This window comes from Pseudomonas nitroreducens NBRC 12694 (genome assembly GCF_002091755.1).
In the GTDB taxonomy this organism is placed as follows: domain Bacteria; phylum Pseudomonadota; class Gammaproteobacteria; order Pseudomonadales; family Pseudomonadaceae; genus Pseudomonas; species Pseudomonas nitroreducens.
Genome location: NZ_BDAI01000011.1, coordinates 39013 through 60843, shown reverse-complemented (window position 1 = coordinate 60843; position 21831 = coordinate 39013). Strand labels below are relative to the sequence as shown.

Here is a 21831-nt window from a genome sequence, read left to right as displayed (position 1 = left end):
TGCCCATGGCTCGCCCACGCCTGCTCCCCGACAACTTCACCCTGGCGCTGATCGCCACCGTGACCGTTGCCAGCCTGCTGCCCTGCGAAGGCACCGCTGCCGTGATTTTCGGCTGGATCACCAACCTGGGCATCGCGCTGCTGTTCTTCCTTCACGGTGCCAAGTTGTCGCGCCAGGCGATCATCGCCGGCGCCACCCACTGGCGGCTGCACCTGCTGATATTCTCCTGCACCTTCATCCTCTTTCCCCTGCTCGGCCTGGCGCTCAAGCCCGCATTGTCGCCCCTGGTGACCCCGGACCTGTACCTGGGCATGCTGTATCTCTGCGCCCTGCCCGCCACCGTGCAATCGGCTATCGCCTTCACGTCGCTGGCACGGGGCAATATCCCGGCGGCTATCTGCAGCGCATCGGCCTCCAGCCTGCTGGGCGTCTTCGTCACGCCGCTGCTCGTGCAGTTGCTGATCGGCGCCCATGGCGATACCGGAATGTCGACGCTGGACGCCATCGGCAAGATCACCCTGCAACTGCTGGTGCCCTTCATTGCCGGCCAGCTGCTGCGCCCGTGGATCGGCGCCTGGGTGGAGCGGCACAAGCCGGTCCTGCGCTACGTGGACCAGGGATCGATTCTGCTGGTGGTCTACACCGCCTTCAGCGCCGCCGTCATTCAGGGCCTGTGGCACCAGGTTCCGCTTCCGGCGCTGGCCGGCCTGGTCGTGGCCTGCTGCGTGCTGCTGGCACTGGCGCTGGTCGCCACCAACCTGCTGGGGCGCTGGCTGGGCTTCTCCCTGGAAGACAGGATTACCATCATCTTCTGCGGCTCGAAGAAGAGCCTCGCCACCGGCGTGCCCATGGCCTCGGTGCTGTTCGCCAGCAGCACCGTCGGCGTGATCCTGCTGCCACTGATGCTGTTCCACCAGATCCAGCTGATGGTCTGCGCCGTGCTCGCCCAGCGCTACTCCCAGCGCCAGGAAGACGGCCACGCACCGCTGGAGCGCGCCAACTGACGGCGCCCCGCCCGCAAAAAAAGCCGGTGCATCTGCACCGGCTTTTTCATTTCCGCCAGCGCCGTCAGGCACCGACCGGGGTACGCAGCGTCACGAACTCTTCCGCCGCGGTCGGGTGAATGCCGATGGTTTCATCGAACACCCGCTTGGTTGCTCCAGCCTTGAGCGCAATGGCGATGCCCTGGAGGATTTCTCCGGCTTCCGGGCCGACCATATGGCAACCCAGCACCTTATCGGTGTCGGCATCGACAATCAGCTTCATCAGGGTCCGTTCCTGGCACTCGGTGAGCGTCAGTTTCATCGGACGGAAACGGCTCTCGAACAGCTTCACCCGGTGTCCGGCGCTGCGCGCTTCATCTTCGGTCAGGCCGACCGTGCCGATGTTGGGCAGGCTGAATACAGCGGTGGGAATCAGCTTGTAGTCTACCGGGCGGTATTCCTCCGGGCGGAACAGCTTGCGCGCCAGCGCCATGCCTTCGGCCAGTGCCACGGGGGTCAACTGCACCCGGCCGATCACATCACCGATGGCATGGATCGATGGCTCGCTGGTGCAATAGGCCTCATCGACCTTGATGTAACCACGATCATCCAGCTCGACCGAGACATTCTCCAGGCCCAGGTTGTCCAGTTGCGGACGGCGGCCGGTTGCGTAGAACACGCAATCCGCCTCCAGAACGCGACCATCCTTGAGCGTCGCAGCCAGGCTGCCGTCGGCCTGCTTGTCGATGCGTGCGATGTCGCTGTTGAACTGCAGGTCCAGCCCCTTCTTCGTCAGCTCGTCGCGCAGGTGCTCGCGCACGCTGCGATCGAAGCCACGCAGGAACAAATCCTTGCGGTACAGCAGCGAAGTCTGCGCCCCCAAGCCGTGGAATATGCCGGCGAATTCCACGGCAATGTAACCGCCGCCGACCACCAGCACCCGACGCGGCAGTTCCTTGAGGAAGAAGGCCTCATTGGAAGAGATCGCGTGCTCCTTGCCGGGAATGTCCGGCACCTGCGGCCAGCCACCGGTGGCAATGAGGATGTGCTTGGCACGGAAACGCTGGCCGTCGACTTCCACGGTGTGCGCATCCTGCAGCCTGGCATGTCCCTCCAGCAGCGTGACGCCGCTGTTCACCAGCAGATTGCGGTAGATGCCATTGAGGCGATGGATCTCGCGATTCTTGTTGGCGATCAGTGTCGGCCAGTCGAACTTCGCCTCACCCAGGGTCCAGCCAAAGCCGGCAGCCTGCTCGAAGTCCTCATGGAAATGCGCCCCGTACACCAGCAGCTTCTTCGGCACGCAACCGACGTTGACGCAGGTACCGCCCAGGTAGCGGCTTTCCGCCACGGCCACCTTGGCGCCAAAGCCCGCGGCAAAGCGCGCAGCACGCACACCGCCGGAACCCGCACCGATGACGAACAGGTCGAAATCGAAAGACATCATGGATCTCCGCTTGGATATGACAGGCAGCATACCTCATGACGCCTGACCTATCCTGCCATCAGACGCTGCCAAAGGAGTATTCGCCATGCGCCCATCCCTGACCCACCTGGCCCTGCACGTACCTGATCTTGAGGCCTGCATAGCGTTCTACGAGCGCTTCTGCGGTATGCGCATCATCCACCAGCGCGAAGGCAAGGGGTCACGCATTGTCTGGATGGCGGAGCCCGGCAAGGAGCACCGCTTCATCTTCGTCATCATGCCAGGCGGGCAGGCGCGGCACCTGGCCAGCGATGACTACAGCCACTTCGGCTTCGCGGTGGACAGCCACGAGGAAGTCGACCGTATCGCCAGGGATGCCCAGTCGGCCGGCTGCCTGATCTGGGCACCCCGGGCAGAGCCTTACCCGGTGGGTTATTACTGCGGACTGCGCGACCCGGCGGGCAACTACGTCGAGTTCAGTTATGGGCAGCCACTCGGGCCGGGATCGGAGGCCATGCCAATCCCGCGCTCGATGTGATGCCCGGCTGCACACACGAAAAAGCCACCCGAAGGTGGCTTTCTCAAAGAGCGGAAAGGTCCGGAATTACCAGGCCTTGCCAGTCTTGTAGAGGTGCTCGTAGCAGAAGTTGGTCGCCTCGATGTAACCCTCGGCGCTACCGCAGTCGAAGCGCTTGCCCTTGAATTTGTAGGCCAGTACGCAACCGTCCTGGGCCTGCTTCATCAGAGCGTCGGTGATCTGGATTTCACCGCCCTTGCCCGGCTCGGTCTGCTCGATCAGGTCGAAGATATCCGGAGTCAGGATGTAACGGCCGATGATCGCCAGGTTCGACGGGGCATCTTCGGGCTTGGGCTTCTCGACCATGGTGTTCACGCGGTAGATGTCGTCGCGGATCATCTCGCCGGCGATCACACCGTATTTGTTGGTCTCTTCCGGCGGCACTTCCTGGATTGCCACGATGGAGCAGCGGAACTGGTTGTACAGCTTGACCATCTGCTTGAGGACGCTGTCGCCTTCCAGGTTCAGGCACAGGTCGTCCGCCAGCACGACAGCGAAGGGCTCGTCGCCGATCAGCGGGCGACCGGTCAGGATCGCGTGGCCCAGGCCCTTCATTTCAACCTGGCGGGTGTAGGAGAAGGTGCACTCGTCGATCAGGCGACGAATACCGACCAGGTACTTTTCCTTGTCGGTGTTGCGAATCTGGTGCTCCAGCTCATAGGAGATGTCGAAGTGGTCTTCGAGCGAGCGCTTGCCACGGCCAGTGACGATACCGATTTCGCCGAGACCGGCTTCCAGCGCCTCTTCAACGGCATACTGGATCAGCGGCTTGTTCACCACCGGCAGCATTTCCTTGGGCATGGCCTTGGTGGCCGGGAGGAAGCGGGTACCGTAGCCGGCGGCCGGGAACAGACATTTCTTGATCATGGGAGTCCTTCGAGAGGGACAGGGGTGCGAGTTGCGCGCAGTCTAATCAGGCTGCGTCCGCCTTACAATGCCCCGGATTGCAAGCTGCACGACACTTCCGCGCACTTGAAACCGATGACACGCGCATCTGACCACCGGATTGCCAGTTTAGTTCTCGAACTTAATGGCAAATGGGCAGCATCCCGGTCCTGCCCGCGCCCTTTCTATGCTCTCGCTCCTTGCGCCACGTCGCTCCCGCAAAGCCGCTGCCGCACCACGCCCCAGATCGAAAGCTCATCTCCCTCCTCGACCTTCAAGGTGGGAAAGCCATCGCTCGCTGCCTGGAGAGCGAAACAGCCATCGATGATGGCGAGCCGGCGAATCAGCGCCTCACCGTTCAGTGCCGCCACCACGATCTCACCCGGCGCCGCCAATTCGGAACGGTCGACCAGCAACAGGTCGCTGTCGTGAATGCCCGCCTGCGTCATCTCTTCGCCACACGCACGGACTATGTAGGTATGCAGAAGCACTGCGGTGGCCGCAACGCCTGCGCCCGACTGCATCACATCTTGGACATCCAGAATGGCTTGTTGCATGACCTTTCTCCGAATACTGTATATAAATACAGATATCAGATACCTGCCAGCCCGGCAAGCCATTGAATGGAACCTACGAAGAGATTGCCGCTCAACCGAAAGGACAGTAAGCCGTTGGCGGTGGACTACCCTTAGGGAGGGGTGAGGATATCAAGATGAATCCAGGCACGTTCGTCACACTCATGATTCTCGGCTGGGTCCTGCTGGCACTGGTCACGCTGTGGGCCATCCTGCGCGTACCCATGCGCCGCGCCCGCATGCAGAAGTTCAAGCACAAGGCAAAAACCGCTTCACCGAGGCGTCACCTCCTCCCGCACTAGAGTCGCCATCGTGCAAAATGCCATTGCATTTGCGCCACACCTTGCAGGCTGCATGGAAAGCGAGACGCGGATTATTTTTAACTATTTGATTTTAAAGGATTTTTAATTTATTCGAGATTGGTACGCACCCTGCAATGAAAGGGATGAATCCACCCACACATTGCCGAGGACGACGCCATGCCAATCGACCGCCTGCCTGCCGCCCAATATCTCTGCCAGGTCTTTTCCGATTTCGAAGTGAGTTTCACCGCTCGACCGGACGGCAATCTGATCATGACGTTGAGCAAGGAAGCGGGTGAACACATCGCCTGTCGGGTGGTGCGACTGGAAGAACAACGCAACGAAGAGCTCCTAACTAGCCTGGTAGGTCGCATCCGCCGCGATCTGGCAACCGAATACGGCCCGCTGCAGGAGCAGGACGCCGATCACTTCAAGGAAGAAGTACCGCTGCAGAATTTTTATGAGGCCAGCGGCCCCCTGCGCCAGCGCCGCATCGTCAAGGCCGGCGCAAAACTGCGCTCGATGGCGCACATCGGAGCCTGAATCGCTGAAAATGAAAAACCCGGCCTAGGCCGGGTTTTTCATGTATGGCGCTCGCCTCGATTCAGACATGCAAACTGCAATGATTCGGGGAGATGGGAAATGGTGCCCGGAGCCGGACTCGAACCGGCACGCCCAAAGGGCGAGAGATTTTAAGTCTCCTGCGTCTACCGATTTCGCCATCCGGGCGGCAGCGCGTTGTAGCGTATCCAGGCATGCGCCCGGAAAGGGCTGGACTATATACAGCCCCAACTCATCTGCGCAAGTTGCCGAACCTGGCAACTCCCGCAGCGGGCAGTTAAAGAAAAAGCCCTGTAAATCTTCGATTTACAGGGCTTTTCTATTGGAGGCTGAGGTCGGAATCGAACCGGCGTTCACGGATTTGCAATCCGGTGCATAACCACTCTGCTACTCAGCCGTAACACGGATGACTCAAGGTGAATCATCGAAAATCTGGAGCGGGAAACGAGACTCGAACTCGCGACCCCGACCTTGGCAAGGTCGTGCTCTACCAACTGAGCTATTCCCGCGTTGTCGTGTTGACGGGCGCCATTCTAACGATTTGGAAATGCCTGTCAACTCCTTGATTCAAAAATACTTATTTCTCTTTTGGGGTAGTGTTCAGGTGCGGCCATGCAGCCAGGAGATAGTGCAGCATCGACCACAGGGTAAGGATGGCGGCAACAATGAGCAGCGCGTAACCCACCAGGACCCAGAAAGTCATCAACGGTGGATTGGCCAGGAGAATGACCAGCGCCAGCATCTGCGCCGCCGTTTTCCATTTGCCCAGGCTGGATACCGCCACGTGCGCCCTAGCCCCGATCTCTGCCATCCATTCGCGCAGCGCGGAAACGACGATCTCGCGACCGATGATGATAACGGCCGGCAGGGTCAGCCACAGATTCGCGTGTTCCTCCACCAACAGCACTAGCGCGGTAGCGACCATCAGCTTGTCTGCCACCGGATCGAGGAAGGCACCGAAGGGCGTGCTCTGCCCCAGCCGTCGCGCCAGGTAGCCGTCCAGCCAGTCGGTGGCGGCAGCAAGGGCAAAGACGGCACTGGCGGCCAGATGGCTGGCCGGGAACGGAAGATAGAACAGCAGGATGAAGATCGGGATGAGCAGAACGCGAAGCAGTGTGAGCAGGTTCGGGATATTCATCGGGTCGGAAGGTCTGCGAGTTGAGCCGGCATTCTACTCGCTGTGCAGTGCTGCATAAATCTGCTCTGCCAGCTTTTTGCTGATGCCGGGGGCTTTGGCAATTTCATCGATACTGGCTCTGCCCAATTCCTGCAACCCGCCGAAATGCTTGAGCAGATCGCGCCGGCGCTTGGGCCCGACGCCAGCGACGTCTTCTAATGTGGAGGTGCGTCGCGCCTTGCCCCGCCGTGCACGGTGACCGGTGATGGCAAAGCGGTGCGCTTCGTCGCGGATCTGCTGGATCAGGTGCAACGCCGGTGAGTCAGCGGGCAAGGTGAATTCGTGCTCGGCATCATTGAGGTAAAGGGTTTCCAGACCAGGCTTGCGAGTGACGCCCTTGGCGACCCCTAGCAGCGTCAGGCCGACTACCGCCAGTTCCTGAAGCACCTCCTGAGCCATCGCCAGTTGCCCCTTGCCGCCGTCCACCAGAAGGATATCGGGCATCTTGCCCTCGCCTTCCTTCAATCGGCTGAAGCGGCGGGTCAGCGCCTGGTGCATGGCGGCGTAATCATCGCCGCCAGTGATGCCCTCGATATTGAAGCGGCGATAGTCCGACTTCAGTGCGCCTTCGGGGCCAAAGACCACACAGGACGCCACCGTCGCCTCGCCACTGGAATGGCTGATATCGAAACACTCGAGCCGCTGCGGTGGCTCGGGGAGGTCCAGCGCCTCTCCCAGCGCATCGAAGCGCGCAGCCATGTGCTGTCGATTGGCGAGGCGTGCCGCCAGCGCCTGCTCGGCGTTGGTCACGGCAAGCTGCTGCCAGCGGGCGCGGGTAGCACGCACGCGGTGACTGATTTCCAGCAGCCGCCCACGTGATGCCTCGATGGCGGAAGCCAGGATGGGGAAGTCTTCGTGCACGGCATTGACGATCAGCTCGTTCGGCAGATCGCGCTCGTGATGACTGAGGTAGTACTGCCCAAGGAAGGCCAGCAGGACATCGCCCACCTCCTCCTCGATCGCCACCTGCGGGAAGAAGTTCTTGCTTCCCAGCACTCGACCGCCCCGCACGCTGATCAGGTGTACGCATGCGCCACCCGGCGTAACGATGGCCGCCACCACATCGACGTTACCAGTGCCGAACTCCATGCTCTGCTGGTCCTGCACGCGGCGCAGGATCTGCACCTGATCGCGCAGCTCCGCCGCCTTTTCAAAGTCCAGGCGCATCGCCGCCGCTTCCATGTTGGTGGAGAGCTCCTCGGCCAGCACATTGCTGCGCCCTTCGAGAAACATGATCGAGTGGCGTACGTCTTCGGCGTACTCCTCCTCGCTCACCAGTCCGACACAGGGCGCCTTGCAGCGCTTGATCTGATACTGCAGACACGGGCGCGTGCGGTTGCGGTAGTAGCTGTCCTCACACTGGCGCACGAAGAAGGCCTTCTGCAGCAACGCCAGGCTTTCGCGAATGGCGCCAGCGCTCGGATAAGGCCCGAAGTACCGTCCTTTGGCCTTCTTCGCGCCGCGGTGAATGGTCAGACGCGGATACTGATCCTCGCTCGACAGGAAGACGTACGGATACGATTTATCGTCGCGCAGCAGAATGTTGTAGGGCGGCCGCCATTCCTTGATCAGCGTCTGCTCAAGCAGCAGCGCCTCGGTTTCGTTGGCGGTGATGGTGGTCTCGACCTGGGCGATCTTCGCCACCAGGGCGGCCGTCTTTGGCGCCAGGCCAGTCTTGCGGAAGTAGCTGGAGAGACGCTTCTTGAGGTCCTTCGCCTTGCCGACGTAGAGCAACTTTGCGTCGACGTCGAACATGCGATAAACGCCCGGCCGCCCGCTGCAGGTGGCAAGGAAAGCCGCCGAATCGAACGGTTGCACCATGATCAGTTACTGGCGTCGACCATGCCGTGCCGGACAGCCAGCAACGCCAGTTCGACGTCACTGGTGATCGAGAGCTTCTCGAAGATGCGGTAGCGGTAGGTATTCACAGTCTTGGGCGAGAGGCACAGCTTGTCCGAGATGCTCTGCACCTTGTGACAGTTGGCGATCATCAGCGCGATCTGGATTTCACGCTCGGGCAGGGTATCGAATGGCGATGCGTTCCTTTCCGGCTCGAAGGACTTCAGCGCGAGGTTCTGGGCAATCTGCGGGCTGATGTAGCGCTGACCGGCAAAAACCTGGCGTATCGCCTGGACCATCTCATCCAGCGCTGCACCCTTGGTGAGATATCCCGCAGCACCAGCCTGCATCAGACGGGTCGGGAACGGGTCTTCCTCGCATACCGTCACCACCACGACGCGTACATCGGGCTGGCTGCGCAACAGCTTACGGGTGGCTTCGAGACCGCCGATGCCGGGCATCTTCACATCCATCAGGACGACGTCAGGCTTGAGTTCGCGAGCGAGCTGCAGCCCACGCTCACCGGAGTCGGCCTGCCCAACGACCTGCAGGCCATCGATATCAGCCAGCATGCGGGTAATTCCGGTGCGCACCAGATCGTGATCATCGACCACCAGCACCTTAATCACGCAGCACCCCTTGAGCAGAATGGAATGGTGAGACCCGAAAAGGGACTTCGAACAATTGCCGAACCTTAACAGAAAGCAGCCTTACGACCTAGCCTGGAAGCGGTTCGCCAAAATGCAAGCGCCAGAGATACGTTGCGCAGGAGGGGTAAATGCTGACAGATGCTTGGCGAAGCGTCTAGGACGGCCGTACCGGTAACCTATTGCGCTGTAAGAAGCTGGAGCCATCGCCGGAGTTTTCCATCTGATAGACGCTATCGGCTCGACATCCATCGCGCGGGATTGCCACGCCATATCGGCGACCGACGGATGCCCCATGGCGTCACCGCGCTCATGCGGCTCAGGCCTCGACGGCGTCCAGCAGGGCCCAGGGCTTGTAGCCTGCGGCGCGCGCGGCTTTCTCCGCCTCCAGGATGGCCTCGGTACGGCTCAACGAACGTGAGCGGTGCTCGAAGCGAAATGCGGGCCCGCTTGCGCCTCGCACACTGAGAACAATCAGGTAACCCCTCATGGGGTTGCTGACTTCCCGAGTGGTTTTCACTTTCTTCGGAGCTACGCCCAGCGCTTCGCGCATCTGCCGCTCGAGATCTTCGACTTGGTTCATTCAGGGTTTTCCGAGAAGAGGAACTTTAAGTTTAACTGAGACAATCATCGCCCTACAGAAACATCTACCGGGATGACTGACTTTTCCGACGCTGTTTAACTTGTGCGATGCGTATTCGGAGGTCGAACCCTTAAAGCAACCCACCGCAGAAACGCGAAAGCCCCGCATTGCGGGGCTTTCAACGTTGTAATAGTGGCGGAAGCGTAGAGATTCGAACTCTAGGACAGTTGCCCGTCGACGGTTTTCAAGACCGTTGCCTTAAACCACTCGGCCACGCTTCCACATGAGCGGGCCGCAATATTACCGGATCGCAACACACTGTCAAACTCTGATGATTCAGCGCGCTTTTTCCTCTGTTATGATAAGCATCACTACGGTCATGGATCCGTATCCCGCTTAACAGGAGTGTCACGACATGCAAGAACGGCAATATCTCGACTCCACAGCCGTGGAGCAGAAAGAGGTCAGCGGCGTCCTGCGCAATACCTACGGCCTGCTGGCCCTGACCCTGGCCTTCAGTGGCCTGGTAGCCTTCGCCTCGCAACAGATGCGCCTGCCGTACCCGAGCTTCTTCGTGGTACTGCTCGGCTTCTATGGCCTGTTCTTCCTCACCGTGAAGCTGCGCAACAGCGCCTGGGGCCTGGTCAGCACCTTTGCCCTGACCGGCTTCATGGGCTACACCCTCGGCCCGATCCTGAACATGTACCTGGGCATGGCCAATGGCGCGAGCATCATTTCCTCCGCCTTCTTCATGACCGCCCTGGTGTTCTTTGGCCTGTCCGCCTACGTGCTGACCACCCGCAAGGACATGAGCTTCCTGTCCGGCTTCATCACCGCAGGCTTCTTCGTCCTGCTGGGCGCCGTGCTGGTCTCGCTGTTCTTCCAGATCAGCGGCCTGCAACTGGCCATCAGCGCCGGCTTCGTGCTGTTCTCCTCGGCGATGATCCTGTTCCAGACCAGCGCGATCATCCACGGTGGCGAGCGCAACTACATCATGGCGACCATCAGCCTGTATGTGTCGATCTACAACCTGTTCATCAGCCTGCTGCAGATCTTCGGCATCATGGGCAGCGACGACTGATCAACACAGCGCCACGGAAAAAGCCCGTTTCGACGGGCTTTTTTCATGTCAGGCGCGGCAAAAAAAGGCGCAGCGCCGTATCATCCTGCGAAAATTCGCCGCCAAGGCCAGCTCCATGAAGTTCGTCATCGCCCTCTTCTCCCCACCGCACTCGCCAGCCGCCCGGCGCGCCCTGCGCTTCGCCGAAGCTGCGCTGGCCGGCGGCCACGATATCTCCCGACTGTTCTTCTATCAGGACGGAGTGCACAGTGCCGCGGCCAACACCGTGGCCAGCCAGGATGAACTGGATGTTGCGGCGGCCTGGACGCGCTTCGTTGCCGACAACCAGCTTGACGGCGTTGTCTGCATCGCCGCAGCGCTGCGCCGCGGCGTGCTGAATAGCGAGGAAGCCAGCCGCTACTCCCGTCCCGCCGCCAACTTGCAGGCACCCTGGGATCTTTCCGGCCTCGGCCAGTTGCATGAAGCGGCGCAACAGGCGGACCGCCTGATCTGCTTTGGAGGCAACTGATGGCCAAGTCCCTGCTGATCATCAGCCGCCAGGCTCCCTGGGCCGGCCCCGCTGCCCGCGAGGCGCTGGATATCGCTCTGGCCGGCGGCGCGTTCGACCTGCCGATCTCAATGCTCTTCCTTGATGACGGCGTGTTCCAGCTGGCACCCGACCATCGCCCTGCCGGTATTGAGCAAAAAGACCTGCAAGCCAATCTGCAGGCCTTGCCGCTTTTTGGCGTCGAGGATCTCTATGCCAGCGCGCACAGCCTGACCGAGCGCGGCCTGGACGCCAGCAGCCTCACGCTGGCCACACAGGTGCTGGATGACAACGCCCTTCGCGGCCTGCTGCAAACCCACGACCAGGTGATCACGATCTGATGGCTACCCTCCACCTGCTCTCGCACTCCCCCTTCAATGACAGTCGGCTCGACAGCTGCCTGCGCCTGCTGGGCGCCGATGACGGCATCATGCTGACCGGGGACGCGGTATACGCGCTCCGCACAGGTACGCAGCCGGCGCAGGCGCTGGAGCAATTGCCGGCAAGCAACTCCCTGTTTGCGCTGCAGGAAGACCTGCAAGCGCGCGGGCTCGACGCCCTCGCCTCCCGAGTCGACAGCGTGGACTACCTCGGCTTCGTCGAACTCTGCACCCGCTTCGACAAGGTGAACGCCTGGCTATGAGCACCCTATTGGTCAATGGCCAAGCCCTGCCGCTGGATAAGGACGGCTACCTCGCCGACCTGAACGACTGGAGCGCCGCCGCCGCCGAAGCCCTGGCCCACAACGAAGGCATCCACCTGACCCCCGAGCATTGGGAAATCCTCCTGTTGCTGCGCGAGTTCTACGGCGAGTTCCAGCTCTCGCCGGCCAACCGCCCGCTGATCAAATACGTAGCCCAGAAGCTGGGCGCGGAAAAGGGCAGCAGCCTGCACCTCAACCTCCTGTTCAAGGGCACCCCGGCCAAGCTTGCCGCCAAGCTCGCCGGCCTGCCGAAGCCGACCAATTGCCTATGACCGCCGCCCCGCTCGTCCTGCAGACACCCGCCGAACACCCCTTCGCCCAGTTCGTCCGCATCCTCGGCAAAGGCAAGCGCGGTGCACGCGGCCTGACCCGCGAGGAGGCCCGCGAAGCGCTGGGCTTCATTCTCGACGACAAGGTCGAAGAGGCGCAGCTGGGCGCCTTCCTGATGCTGCTGCGGCACAAGGAAGAGAGCGCCGAGGAACTGGCTGGCTTCACTGAAGCGGTGCGCGAGCGCCTGCAAACTCCGAAGATCGCCGTGGACCTGGACTGGCCCAGCTACGCCGGCAAAAAGCGCCACCTGCCCTGGTACCTGCTGGCAGCGAAATGCCTGGGCGGCAGCGGCACCCGCATCCTGTTGCATGGCGCGGGCGCCCACACCGCGGGCCGCCTCTACACCGAACAACTGCTGGAGCCGTTGGGCCTGCCGCTGTGCCGCGACTGGGCCTCGGTCAGTCAGGCGCTGGATGCCCAGGGTGTCGCCTTCGCCCCGCTGGTGGACTGGATGCCGCGACTGCAGCGAATGATCGACTTGCGCAATACCCTCGGCCTGCGCTCACCCATTCATTCCTCGGTGCGCCTGATCAACCCGCTGGGCGCTACCTGCGTGCTGCAAAGCATCTTCCATCCCGGCTACCAGGCCGTACACCGCGAAGGCAGCCGGCTGCTGGGCGACTACGCCATCGTCATCAAAGGCGAAGGCGGCGAGATCGAAGTGAACCCGGACGCCTCTTCGTACCTGTACGGCTGCCGCGATGGCAATGACTGGGACGAAGAATGGCCCGCGCTTTCACCGCTGCGTCACGTCAAACCGGAAAGCCTCGACCCGCAGCATCTGGCCGCGGTCTGGCGCGGCGACGCAGAGGACGTCTACGGCGAGCTGGCCGTCCGCGCAACAATGGCCCTGGCCTTGCGCGCGCTCGGGCTGCAGCGAGACGAAGCCTTCGCAGAGGCCGATAAACGCTGGACTGAGCGCAACAGATCGATTTAGTCGATAGCTGGAATCCTGTTTTTGCGCTAAACAATCGAGCCAGAGCCGATAGACTGGTCCCATCTTCCCGCTTTCTGGAGCACTCAAGATGGGACAGTTGATTGATGGCCGCTGGCAAGATCAGTGGTATGACACCAGCAAGGACGGCCGCTTCCAGCGCGAAAATGCGCAGCGCCGCAATTGGGTCACCGCCGACGGTCAGCCCGGCCCCACCGGCGAAGGCGGCTTCCGCGCCGAGGCCGGCCGCTATCACCTCTACGTATCCCTGGCCTGCCCTTGGGCTCACCGCACGCTGATCTACCGCCAGCTCAAGGGCCTCGAATCGTTGATCGACGTGTCGGTTGTCAGTTGGCTGATGCTGGAAAACGGCTGGACCTTCGACAAGGCGCTCGGCTCCACCGGCGACAAACTCGAAGGCCTCGACTTCCTCCATCAACGCTATACCCGGGACGACCCGCACTACACCGGCCGTGTCACCGTACCAGTGCTGTGGGACAAGCATGAGCAGCGCATCGTCAGCAACGAATCGGCGGAGATCATCCGCATGTTCAACACCGCTTTCGACGGCATCACCGGCAACAAACTGGACCTCTACCCGGAGCCGCTGCGCGCGCAGATCGATGAGCTGAACGAGCGTATCTACCCGGCCGTGAACAACGGTGTTTACCGTGCGGGCTTCGCGACGACGCAGGACGCCTACGAAGAAGCCTTCAAGACATTGTTCAATGAACTGGACTGGCTGGAAGAGCGCCTGGGCGAGCAGCGCTACCTGGCGGGCGAATACCTGACCGAAGCCGATGTGCGCCTGTTCACTACGCTGATCCGCTTCGATGCGGTCTACCACGGCCACTTCAAGTGCAACCTGCGGCGCCTGGCGGACTATCCGAACCTGTCCGGCTGGCTGCGCGAGTTGTATCAACTGGACGGCGTTGCCGGTACGGTGGATTTCCAGCACATCAAGCACCACTACTACGGCAGCCATCGCACCATCAACCCGACCGGCATCGTGCCTCTGGGGCCGCAGCAGGACTTCACCAGTCCGCACGGGCGCGAGCATCTGGCGGGCGAGGGTATTTTCCGTAGGGGCTGAGTCAGCCGCGGGAGCGGAATTCGCCATCAGACCTGTGGGAGCGAGCTTGATCACGGACCCAGCGCAAGCCATCAGCGTCAAGCGGCTCGCGAGCAAGCCCGCTCCTACAAGGTCAAGAGCGGATCAGATCGGTTTTTCGATACCGTCGTAGACCTTCTGCAGCGCGCCCAGGCGCTCCTGGTAACGCTGCTTCAGGCAGGCCTTGTTGGCGCCGCAGGCGCGGCGCTGCTCCAGCCAGGCGAGCTGGGAGTCACCCAGGTTGCCCCGCATGCCCATCGCAAACAGGCCGCGCAACAGGCGGTAGGTGGTTGCCACCTGCACGTCCATTTCGGACAGTTGGCGGTCCGCGCAGATGGCTTTCTCGTCGGCCTGCCTGGCCTTCTTGCAATCGAAGCTGGCCGCTGAGGCCGGCGCGGTGAACCCCATGGCACAGCACACGGCGCCCAGGATCACCACGTAAGGGGCTTTCACTGCTGCCCCTCGAACCACGCCAGCTTTTCGCGCAGCTGCACCACTTCCCCGACGATCACCAGAGTCGGCGCATGCACTTCGTGCTCGGCGACCAGCTCCGGCAGATTCGCCAGGGTGCCGGTGAACACGCGCTGATGCACCGTGGTGCCCTGCTGCACCAGGGCGGCAGGCGTGTCGGCGGAGCGGCCGTGACGCACCAGTTGCTCGCAGATGACCGGCAAGCCGACGAGGCCCATGTAGAACACCAGGGTCTGGCCCGGAGCGACCAGGTCGTTCCAGGGCAGATCGGTGGTGCCGTCCTTCAAGTGCCCGGTCACGAAGCGTACGGATTGTGCGTAATCACGGTGTGTCAGCGGAATACCGGCATAGGCCGCGCAGCCGCTTGCCGCGGTAATGCCCGGCACCACCTGGAACGGGATTCCGTTGGCCGCCAGTTCGTCGATCTCCTCGCCGCCACGGCCGAAGATGAACGGATCACCGCCCTTCAGGCGCAGCACGCGCTTCCCTTGCTGGGCGAGCTCGACCAATTGGCGGTTGATCTCATCCTGCGGCACGGCGTGGTCCGCGCGGCGCTTGCCGACATACAGGCGGTCCGCATCGCGGCGGCACAGCTCAAGGATGGCCGGCGCAACGAGGCGGTCATAGAGCACCACATCGGCCTGCTGCATCAGGCGCAGGGCACGGAAGGTCAGCAGGTCCGGATCGCCAGGGCCGGCGCCGACCAGATAGACCTCGCCACGGGATTCGGGCTGCGGCGCTTCCAGCTTATCCGCCAGCAAGCGCTCCGCTTCGTTCGGCTGGCCGGCGAGCATGCGCTCGGCGACCGGGCCCTGGAACACCTCTTCCCAGAACTTGCGGCGCTGCTGCAGGTCCGGCAGGCGCTGCTTCACGCGCTCGCGGAAGCGGCTGGCCAGGCCGGCCAGTTGGCCGTAGGTCGCGGGAATCCAGGTTTCCAGCTTGGCGCGCAGCAGGCGCGCCAGCACCGGCGCGTCGCCGCCACTGGAGACAGCCACCACCAGCGGCGAACGGTCGACGATGGCGGGGAAGATCACGCTGCACAGGGCCGGTGCGTCGACCACGTTGACCGGTACGCCGCGCTCGTTGGCGTCTCGGGACACTTGGGCGTTGAGCGGCTCATCGTCGGTGGCGGCGATGACCAGCACGCAGTCCTGCAGGTCGCCCTGGGCGTAGGGGCGCAGGATCAATTCGCCCGCGCCCTCCTCGACCAACTCTCGCAGCTCGGAGTGCACCTCCGGCGCCACCACACGCAGCACCGCGCCGGCGTCATTCAGCAGGCGCGCCTTGCGCAGTGCGACATCACCGCCGCCGACCAGTAGCGCGCGACGTCCGCGCAGGATGTGGAACAGCGGCAGGAAGTCCATCTCAGCCGATTACCTCGATGCCCGCCATGTACGGCTTGAGCACTTCCGGCACGCGAATCGAACCGTCGGCCTGCTGGTAGTTCTCCAGCACGGCGACCAGGGTGCGGCCCACGGCCAGTCCGGAGCCGTTGAGGGTATGCACCAGCTCGGGCTTGCCGGTTTCCGGGTTACGGTAGCGCGCCTGCATGCGACGGGCCTGGAAGTCGCCACAGTTGGAGCAGGAGGAAATCTCGCGGTACTTGTCCTGACTCGGCACCCAGACTTCCAGATCGTAGGTCTTGGCGGCGCCGAAGCCCATATCGCCAGTGCACAGCGCCAGGGCGCGGTACGGCAGTTCCAGGGCCTGGAGCACCTTCTCGGCGTTACCGACCAGGCTTTCCAGGGCTTCCCAGGATTTCGACGGCTCGACGATCTGCACCATCTCGACTTTGTCAAACTGGTGCTGACGGATCATGCCGCGGGTATCGCGACCCGACGCACCAGCCTCACTGCGGAAGCAGGGAGTATGGGCGACGAACTTCAGCGGCAGCTCCTTCGCATCAAGAATCTGCCCGGCAACGATGTTGGTCAGCGAGACTTCGGCGGTCGGGATCAGGTACAGATCGGCCTCGTCTTCACGCTGGATCTTGAACAGGTCTTCTTCGAACTTCGGCAGTTGGCCGGTACCCTGCAGCGCCGGAGCCTGTACCAGGTACGGGGTATAGGCCTCTTCGTAGCCGTGTTCGCGGGTATGCAGGTCGAGCATGAACTGCGCCAGTGCGCGGTGCAGGCGGGCGATCGGGCCGCGCATCAGGGCGAAGCGGGCGCCGGACAGGCGCGCGGCGGTCTCGAAGTCCAGCCAGCCGTGCTGCTCGCCCAGGGCGACGTGGTCCTTGATCTCGAAGTCGAAGGTGCGCGGGGTGCCCCAGCGACGGACTTCGACGTTCTCTTCTTCATCGGCACCGACCGGCACGGATTCGTGCGGCAGGTTCGGGATATTCAGCAGCAGGCTGTCCAGCTCGGCCTGGATGGCATCCAGCTCGCGCTTGCCCGACTCCAGCTCCTCGGCCATGCGATTGACTTCGGCCTTCAGCGGCGCGACGTCCTCGCCATTCTTCATGGCCTGGCCGATGGCCTTGGAGCGCGAGTTGCGCTCGGCCTGCAGGGTCTCGGTGCGGGTCTGCACGGCCTTGCGCTGGCTCTCCAGCGCTTCGATGCGCGCCACGTCCAGGGTAAAGCCACGGGTGGCCAGGCGTTCGGCCACTTCCTGCGGCTGGGTACGAACCAGTTTGGAATCGAGCATGGTGTCTTCTCGTGTCTAGTGTCAGGCGGCGCTCAAGGGCGCCACTTCAGGATTTTCTGCGACGGCGGGAACTGGCCTTGTCGAGGCTGGCCAGGTGGCGCAGCTTTTCGCCGATCTTCAGTTCGAGCCCGCGCGGCACGGGTTGGTAATACTGGCGCGGTTCCATGGACTCGGGGAAGTAGTCTTCTCCGGCCGCATAGGCATCCGGCTCATCATGGGCATAGCGATACTCGTCGCCATAGCCCAGGTTCTTCATCAGCTTGGTCGGCGCGTTGCGCAAATGCAGCGGCACTTCCAGCGAACCGCTCTCCGCCACGTCACGGCGCGCCGTGTTGTAAGCGTTGTAGACGGCATTGCTCTTCGGCGCACAGGCCAGGTAAACGATAGCCTGTGCAATCGCCAGCTCGCCCTCCGGGCTGCCGAGGCGTTCCTGCACGTCCCAGGCGTGAAGGCACAGGGTCAGCGCGCGCGGATCGGCATTGCCGATGTCCTCGCTGGCCATGCGCACCACTCGGCGGGCGATGTACAGCGGATCGCAGCCACCATCGAGCATGCGCGAATACCAGTACAGCGCGCCATCGGGGCTGGAACCACGCACTGACTTGTGCAGCGCGCTGATCTGGTCGTAGAAAGCCTCGCCGCCCTTGTCGAAGCGCCGGCGTGAGTCGCCCAGCAGGTTCTGCAGCAGCTCGGCGCTGATCTCGCTGTTGTCTTCGGCGAGGTCGGAAGCGTTCTCCAGCAGATTGAGCAGGCGCCGCCCATCGCCGTCGGCGGCGGCCATGAGGATCGCGAAACTGTCGTCGGGCAGGCTCAGGTTGCGCTTGCCCAGGCCCTTTTCCTCGGTCAATGCGCGTTCTACCAACCGCCGCAGGGCCGCTTCGTCCAGGCTTTTCAGCACGTAGACGCGGGCACGGGAGAGCAACGCGTTGTTCAACTCGAAGGACGGGTTCTCGGTGGTCGCGCCGATGAAGATCAGCGTGCCGTCTTCAACGTAAGGCAGGAACGCATCCTGCTGGCTCTTGTTGAAGCGGTGCACTTCATCGACGAAGAGGATGGTGCGACGGCCATACTGCGCAGCATGCTGCTTGGCCACTTCCACCGACTGGCGGATTTCCTTCACGCCCGAGAGCACCGCCGAGAGGGTCTCGAAGTGCGCGTCGGTGACCTGCGCCAGCAGTTTCGCCAGGGTGGTCTTGCCGACTCCGGGCGGGCCCCAGAAGATCATCGAGTGCAGCGCGCCCTGCTCCAGCGCCTCACGCAGCGGCTTGCCACGGGCGAGCAGATGCTCCTGGCCGACGTACTCGTCCAGGCTGGTCGCGCGCAGCCGCGCGGCCAGGGGCTGGGAAACGGGGGCGGAGCGGAACAGGTCCACGGTATTACCTATCGATCAATCCGGCGCGCGGCCGGTCATTCCTGGATGACGTCGACGCCCTTGGGCACGTCGAAGACGAACTGCTTGGTGTCCATCGGCTCGTTCATCTTCACGTCGAAGAACAGGATATTGGTGCGCTGGCCGACGCTGTCGATCAGCTGCATGTCGTTCACCACACCGCTGCGGAAGGAAATCCGCAGGCTGTCGAACAGGGTGTCCTTGGACTTGGGCTTGAGGGTGAAGTCGACCACGTTGCCGCCATCCTTCGCGGTGATATCGAAGCTCTGGCCGATCTTCGACACGTCACCGGACAGCAGCAGCGCCGGGGTCTGGGTCAGGCGCTGGTCGAGCTTCTGGATGGTCACCTGCTCCAGGTCCGGGTCGTACAGCCAGATTTTCTCACCGTTGGAGATCAGCAGCTGCTCGTTCGGCGCATCGGTGTGCCAGCGGAACAGGCCAGGGCGCTTGAGGCCCAGGGTGCCGGCGGTTTCCTGCAGGCGGGTGCCGCTACCGTCCAGGGTCAGCTGGGAGAAGCGCGCGGTCATTGTCTGGGCCTTGGTGAGCATCCCGCTCAGGCGCTGCGCAGCAGCATCGTCGGCATGGGCCTGGGCGCCGGCAAAGGCCAGCGCAGCAACGAACAACAGGCGGATCAGACGCATCGAAATCCTCGAAGTCGAATCAATCACGGATCGGGGCCGGCGCGATCACTTCACGCGAGCCATTGGTATTCATCGCGGTGACCACGCCGGCCATTTCCATGGCCTCGATCATCCGCGCGGCGCGGTTGTAGCCGATCTTCAGCTTGCGCTGCACGGCAGAGATGGAAGCCCGGCGGCTTTCGGTCACGAAGCGCACGGCTTCGTCGTAGAGCGGATCGTCCTCGCTGCCCTCGCTGCCTTCGCCGCCACCGTCGAACGAACCACCACCGCCTTCATCGGCGCCGGCGAGAATGTCCTCGATATAGTTCGGTGCGCCACGCAGCTTCCACGCCTCAACGACACGGTGCACTTCGTCGTCGGACACGAAGGCACCATGGACACGGATCGGCAGGCCGGTGCCCGGCGGCAGGTAGAGCATGTCGCCGTGGCCCAGCAGTTGCTCGGCGCCGCCCTGGTCGAGAATGGTGCGCGAGTCGATCTTGCTGGACACCTGGAAGGCGATGCGGGTGGGGATGTTCGCCTTGATCAGGCCGGTGATCACATCCACCGACGGACGCTGGGTCGCCAAAATCAGGTGGATGCCTGCCGCACGCGCCTTCTGGGCAATACGGGCGATCAGCTCTTCCACCTTCTTGCCGACGATCATCATCATGTCGGCGAATTCGTCCACGACGACCACGATGGTCGGCAGGGTCTGCAGCAGCGGCGCTTCGTCTTCCATGCTCTCGCGACGGTACAGCGGGTCGGTCAGCGGGGTGCCGGCCTCCTCCGCGTCCTTCACCTTGCGGTTGAAGCCAGCCAGGTTACGCACGCCCATGGCCGCCATCAGCTTGTAGCGGCGCTCCATCTCGGCGACGCTCCAGCGCAGCGCGTTGGCGGCCTCCTTCATGTCAGTGACGACCGGGCAGAGCAGGTGCGGAATGCCTTCGTAGATCGACAGCTCCAGCATCTTCGGGTCGATCATGATCAGCCGCGCCTCTTCCGGCGTGGACTTGAACAGGATCGACAGCAGCATGGCGTTCACGCCCACCGACTTACCGGAACCGGTAGTACCGGCCACCAGCAGGTGCGGCATCTTCGCCAGGTCGGTGATGATCGGATGACCGCCGATATCGTGGCCCAGGGCCAGCGGCACGGTGGACTTGTGCTCGTCGTATTCCGGCGTCATCAGCACTTCGGAGAAGCGCACCATCTGCCGGTCTTCGTTGGGAATCTCGATACCCACGGTGGTCTTGCCGGGGATGACTTCCACCACGCGCACGCTGATCACTGCCAGCGAACGTGCCAGGTCCTTGGCCAGGTTGGAGATACGGCTGACCTTCACACCGGCGGCCGGCTGGATTTCGAAACGGGTGATCACCGGGCCCGGATGCACGGACTCGACGATGACTTCGACGCCGAACTCCTTGAGCTTGATCTCCAGCAGGCGCGACATGGCCTCCAGGGATTCGGGCGAATAGCTCTGCTTCTTTTCCGAGGCCGGGTCGAGGATCGACAGCGGCGGCAGCGTGCCTTCCACGGCGGTATCGACGAACAGCGGCGCCTGCTTCTCTTTCAGCACGCGCTTGCTCGGCTCGGCCGGCTTGGTAGGCGGCGGCGGGACGTCGATCTTCGGCGCCACGCGCTTCTCGCGCTCCTGCACGCTCTTGACCAGCGCTTCCTCGCGCTCGATCAGGCGCTCCTTGACCTTGGCCTGCTCGCGGCGATCAGCAACGATGGGCGCGGCAACTTCGGCCACGCGTTCGTCGACTTCACGCAACTGGGCGACGAGCTGCTTGTGCTCGCTGCGGGCGCTCCACCAGCGGTTGGTGGCGTTATGAATGAGCTCGAACAGGTCGAGGGTGATCTTGCCGGTGACGTCCATCACCTTGAACCAGGACAGGTCGGCGAACACCGTCATGCCGAAGAGGAACAGCGCCAGAAACAGCAGCGTGCTGCCCTGCACGTTCAGCGCATTGACGCCCAGCTGGCCGAGGCTTTCCCCCAGGGCGCCGCCCGCGGTAGCCGGCATGTGGGCACCGCTGGTATGGAAATGGATATAGGCCAGGGCGGAACCGGACAACACCAGGAACACCAGGCCGATCAGGCGCCAGGAGAACAGCCAGCCACTCCACTCCCAAGGCAGGTGGCGCTTGCGGAAGACCTGGTAGGTTTTCACCGCCAGCAGCAGCGGGAACAGGTAGGCGAAGTACCCCAGCACCATGAACAGGATATCGGCGCTCAGCGCCCCCAGACGGCCGGCAGCGTTCTGCACCTGCTCGACGTGACTGGAGTGGCTCCAGCCCGGATCGGAGGAATCGTAGGTGAGCAGCGCCATCCAGAGGTAAAGGCAGAGCGCGCCAAGCGCGATCAGGGCCCCTTCCTTCAGACGGTAATGCAATTGCTGGCGCCAGGCGGCGGCATGGCTTGCTGTGGTGTCCTTCAAAACGCTTCTAATCCTGCG

The 21831-nt window shown here is 62.8% G+C and carries 24 protein-coding genes and 4 tRNA genes; 11 read left to right on the top strand and 17 right to left on the bottom strand.

Features of this window, described 5'->3' with window-relative positions:
* The first annotated feature begins 5 nt into the window (after nucleotides 1-5).
* Nucleotides 6-1004, top strand: coding sequence for a bile acid:sodium symporter family protein (locus PNI01S_RS22575; RefSeq protein ID WP_065085207.1), 999 nt, complete (start codon nucleotides 6-8; stop codon nucleotides 1002-1004).
* A gap of 64 nt (nucleotides 1005-1068) precedes the next feature.
* Here PNI01S_RS22575 and gorA read toward each other — a convergent pair whose 3' ends face one another.
* Complete coding sequence (gene gorA, locus PNI01S_RS22570) at nucleotides 1069-2427, bottom strand: glutathione-disulfide reductase (protein WP_065085206.1); 1359 nt, start codon at nucleotides 2425-2427, stop codon at nucleotides 1069-1071.
* Between the two features lie 88 nt (nucleotides 2428-2515).
* On the opposite strand from gorA, the gene PNI01S_RS22565 reads away from it, so the two are divergent.
* Nucleotides 2516-2947, top strand: coding sequence for a VOC family protein (locus tag PNI01S_RS22565; RefSeq protein WP_084359224.1), 432 nt, complete (start codon nucleotides 2516-2518; stop codon nucleotides 2945-2947).
* A 66-nt stretch (nucleotides 2948-3013) separates the two neighbouring features.
* Here the strand turns inward: PNI01S_RS22565 and galU are convergent, their stop codons facing one another.
* Together galU and PNI01S_RS22555 are read right to left on the bottom strand one after the other, a co-directional pair.
* The gene (gene galU, locus PNI01S_RS22560; RefSeq protein WP_024767166.1) at nucleotides 3014-3853 is read right to left on the bottom strand and encodes a UTP--glucose-1-phosphate uridylyltransferase GalU; all 840 of its coding nucleotides are present in this window, start codon (nucleotides 3851-3853) and stop codon (nucleotides 3014-3016) included.
* A 203-nt stretch (nucleotides 3854-4056) separates the two neighbouring features.
* Entirely contained in the window at nucleotides 4057-4428 is a 372-nt protein-coding gene (locus PNI01S_RS22555) for a LexA family protein (protein WP_024767165.1), read from the bottom strand.
* 155 nt (nucleotides 4429-4583) lie between these two features.
* On the opposite strand from PNI01S_RS22555, the gene PNI01S_RS28530 reads away from it, so the two are divergent.
* Both PNI01S_RS28530 and PNI01S_RS22550 read left to right on the top strand, forming a co-directional pair.
* Entirely contained in the window at nucleotides 4584-4748 is a 165-nt protein-coding gene (locus PNI01S_RS28530) for a hypothetical protein (protein WP_099051257.1), read from the top strand.
* A 177-nt stretch (nucleotides 4749-4925) separates the two neighbouring features.
* A complete protein-coding gene (locus PNI01S_RS22550; protein WP_024767164.1) occupies nucleotides 4926-5291 on the top strand; it encodes a DUF3509 domain-containing protein in 366 nt (121 codons plus the stop codon).
* 100 nt (nucleotides 5292-5391) lie between these two features.
* Here PNI01S_RS22550 and PNI01S_RS22545 read toward each other — a convergent pair.
* From PNI01S_RS22545 to PNI01S_RS22510, 8 genes are all read right to left on the bottom strand, one after another.
* Nucleotides 5392-5477, bottom strand: a tRNA-Leu gene (locus PNI01S_RS22545).
* Between the two features lie 155 nt (nucleotides 5478-5632).
* Nucleotides 5633-5706 (bottom strand) — tRNA-Cys (locus PNI01S_RS22540).
* A 36-nt stretch (nucleotides 5707-5742) separates the two neighbouring features.
* Nucleotides 5743-5818: transfer RNA gene (locus PNI01S_RS22535), tRNA-Gly, on the bottom strand.
* Between the two features lie 68 nt (nucleotides 5819-5886).
* The gene (gene pgsA / locus PNI01S_RS22530) at nucleotides 5887-6447 is read right to left on the bottom strand and encodes a CDP-diacylglycerol--glycerol-3-phosphate 3-phosphatidyltransferase (RefSeq protein WP_024767418.1); all 561 of its coding nucleotides are present in this window, start codon (nucleotides 6445-6447) and stop codon (nucleotides 5887-5889) included.
* A 33-nt stretch (nucleotides 6448-6480) separates the two neighbouring features.
* Nucleotides 6481-8307 carry an excinuclease ABC subunit UvrC gene (gene uvrC / locus PNI01S_RS22525; protein WP_038803805.1) on the bottom strand — a complete coding sequence of 609 codons (1827 nt, stop codon included), beginning with the start codon at nucleotides 8305-8307 and terminating at the stop codon, nucleotides 6481-6483.
* Between the two features lie 2 nt (nucleotides 8308-8309).
* The gene (gene gacA / locus PNI01S_RS22520) at nucleotides 8310-8954 is read right to left on the bottom strand and encodes a response regulator transcription factor GacA (RefSeq protein ID WP_084359220.1); all 645 of its coding nucleotides are present in this window, start codon (nucleotides 8952-8954) and stop codon (nucleotides 8310-8312) included.
* 337 nt (nucleotides 8955-9291) lie between these two features.
* Nucleotides 9292-9555 (bottom strand): hypothetical protein, encoded by a 264-nt coding sequence (locus PNI01S_RS22515; RefSeq protein WP_226045085.1) that lies wholly within the window; start codon nucleotides 9553-9555, stop codon nucleotides 9292-9294.
* Between the two features lie 193 nt (nucleotides 9556-9748).
* Nucleotides 9749-9836: transfer RNA gene (locus PNI01S_RS22510), tRNA-Ser, on the bottom strand.
* Between the two features lie 134 nt (nucleotides 9837-9970).
* Between PNI01S_RS22510 and PNI01S_RS22505 the strand changes: the two genes are divergently transcribed.
* The 7 genes from PNI01S_RS22505 to PNI01S_RS22475 all read left to right on the top strand — a co-directional run bounded on the left by PNI01S_RS22505 (nucleotide 9971) and on the right by PNI01S_RS22475 (nucleotide 14222).
* Nucleotides 9971-10636: a Bax inhibitor-1/YccA family protein gene (locus tag PNI01S_RS22505; protein WP_024765156.1), complete on the top strand. Its 666-nt coding sequence runs from the start codon at nucleotides 9971-9973 to the stop codon at nucleotides 10634-10636.
* A gap of 115 nt (nucleotides 10637-10751) precedes the next feature.
* Nucleotides 10752-11144, top strand: coding sequence for a sulfurtransferase complex subunit TusD (tusD, locus tag PNI01S_RS22500; RefSeq protein ID WP_065085202.1), 393 nt, complete (start codon nucleotides 10752-10754; stop codon nucleotides 11142-11144).
* The gene (gene tusC / locus PNI01S_RS22495; protein ID WP_084359217.1) at nucleotides 11144-11503 is read left to right on the top strand and encodes a sulfurtransferase complex subunit TusC; all 360 of its coding nucleotides are present in this window, start codon (nucleotides 11144-11146) and stop codon (nucleotides 11501-11503) included. The genes tusD and tusC overlap by 1 nt, the downstream gene beginning before the upstream one ends.
* The gene (gene tusB / locus PNI01S_RS22490) at nucleotides 11503-11805 is read left to right on the top strand and encodes a sulfurtransferase complex subunit TusB (protein WP_084359215.1); all 303 of its coding nucleotides are present in this window, start codon (nucleotides 11503-11505) and stop codon (nucleotides 11803-11805) included. Before tusC ends, tusB begins: the two co-directional genes overlap by 1 nt.
* Nucleotides 11802-12137 carry a TusE/DsrC/DsvC family sulfur relay protein gene (locus PNI01S_RS22485; RefSeq protein WP_037009948.1) on the top strand — a complete coding sequence of 112 codons (336 nt, stop codon included), beginning with the start codon at nucleotides 11802-11804 and terminating at the stop codon, nucleotides 12135-12137. Before tusB ends, PNI01S_RS22485 begins: the two co-directional genes overlap by 4 nt.
* Nucleotides 12134-13132, top strand: coding sequence for a glycosyl transferase family protein (locus PNI01S_RS22480; RefSeq protein WP_084359213.1), 999 nt, complete (start codon nucleotides 12134-12136; stop codon nucleotides 13130-13132). Before PNI01S_RS22485 ends, PNI01S_RS22480 begins: the two co-directional genes overlap by 4 nt.
* Before the next feature lie 88 nt (nucleotides 13133-13220).
* Nucleotides 13221-14222: a glutathione S-transferase family protein gene (locus PNI01S_RS22475; protein ID WP_084359211.1), complete on the top strand. Its 1002-nt coding sequence runs from the start codon at nucleotides 13221-13223 to the stop codon at nucleotides 14220-14222.
* A gap of 123 nt (nucleotides 14223-14345) precedes the next feature.
* Here PNI01S_RS22475 and PNI01S_RS22470 read toward each other — a convergent pair whose 3' ends face one another.
* The 6 genes from PNI01S_RS22470 to ftsK are packed head-to-tail and all read right to left on the bottom strand — an operon-like array spanning nucleotide 14346 to nucleotide 21813.
* Nucleotides 14346-14648 carry a lysozyme inhibitor LprI family protein gene (locus PNI01S_RS22470; protein ID WP_037007284.1) on the bottom strand — a complete coding sequence of 101 codons (303 nt, stop codon included), beginning with the start codon at nucleotides 14646-14648 and terminating at the stop codon, nucleotides 14346-14348.
* A 41-nt stretch (nucleotides 14649-14689) separates the two neighbouring features.
* Entirely contained in the window at nucleotides 14690-16075 is a 1386-nt protein-coding gene (cysG, locus tag PNI01S_RS22465) for a siroheme synthase CysG (protein WP_084359209.1), read from the bottom strand.
* 1 nt (nucleotide 16076) lies between these two features.
* A complete protein-coding gene (serS, locus tag PNI01S_RS22460; RefSeq protein WP_065085195.1) occupies nucleotides 16077-17357 on the bottom strand; it encodes a serine--tRNA ligase in 1281 nt (426 codons plus the stop codon).
* Nucleotides 17358-17403: 46 nt separating this feature from the next.
* Complete coding sequence (locus PNI01S_RS22455) at nucleotides 17404-18729, bottom strand: replication-associated recombination protein A (RefSeq protein ID WP_084359207.1); 1326 nt, start codon at nucleotides 18727-18729, stop codon at nucleotides 17404-17406.
* 35 nt (nucleotides 18730-18764) lie between these two features.
* On the bottom strand, nucleotides 18765-19388 hold the full coding sequence (gene lolA / locus PNI01S_RS22450; RefSeq protein ID WP_024765146.1) for an outer membrane lipoprotein periplasmic chaperone LolA: 624 nt from the start codon (nucleotides 19386-19388) through the stop codon (nucleotides 18765-18767).
* Nucleotides 19389-19407: 19 nt separating this feature from the next.
* Entirely contained in the window at nucleotides 19408-21813 is a 2406-nt protein-coding gene (gene ftsK, locus PNI01S_RS22445) for a DNA translocase FtsK (RefSeq protein WP_084359205.1), read from the bottom strand.
* Nucleotides 21814-21831: the final 18 nt, after the last annotated feature.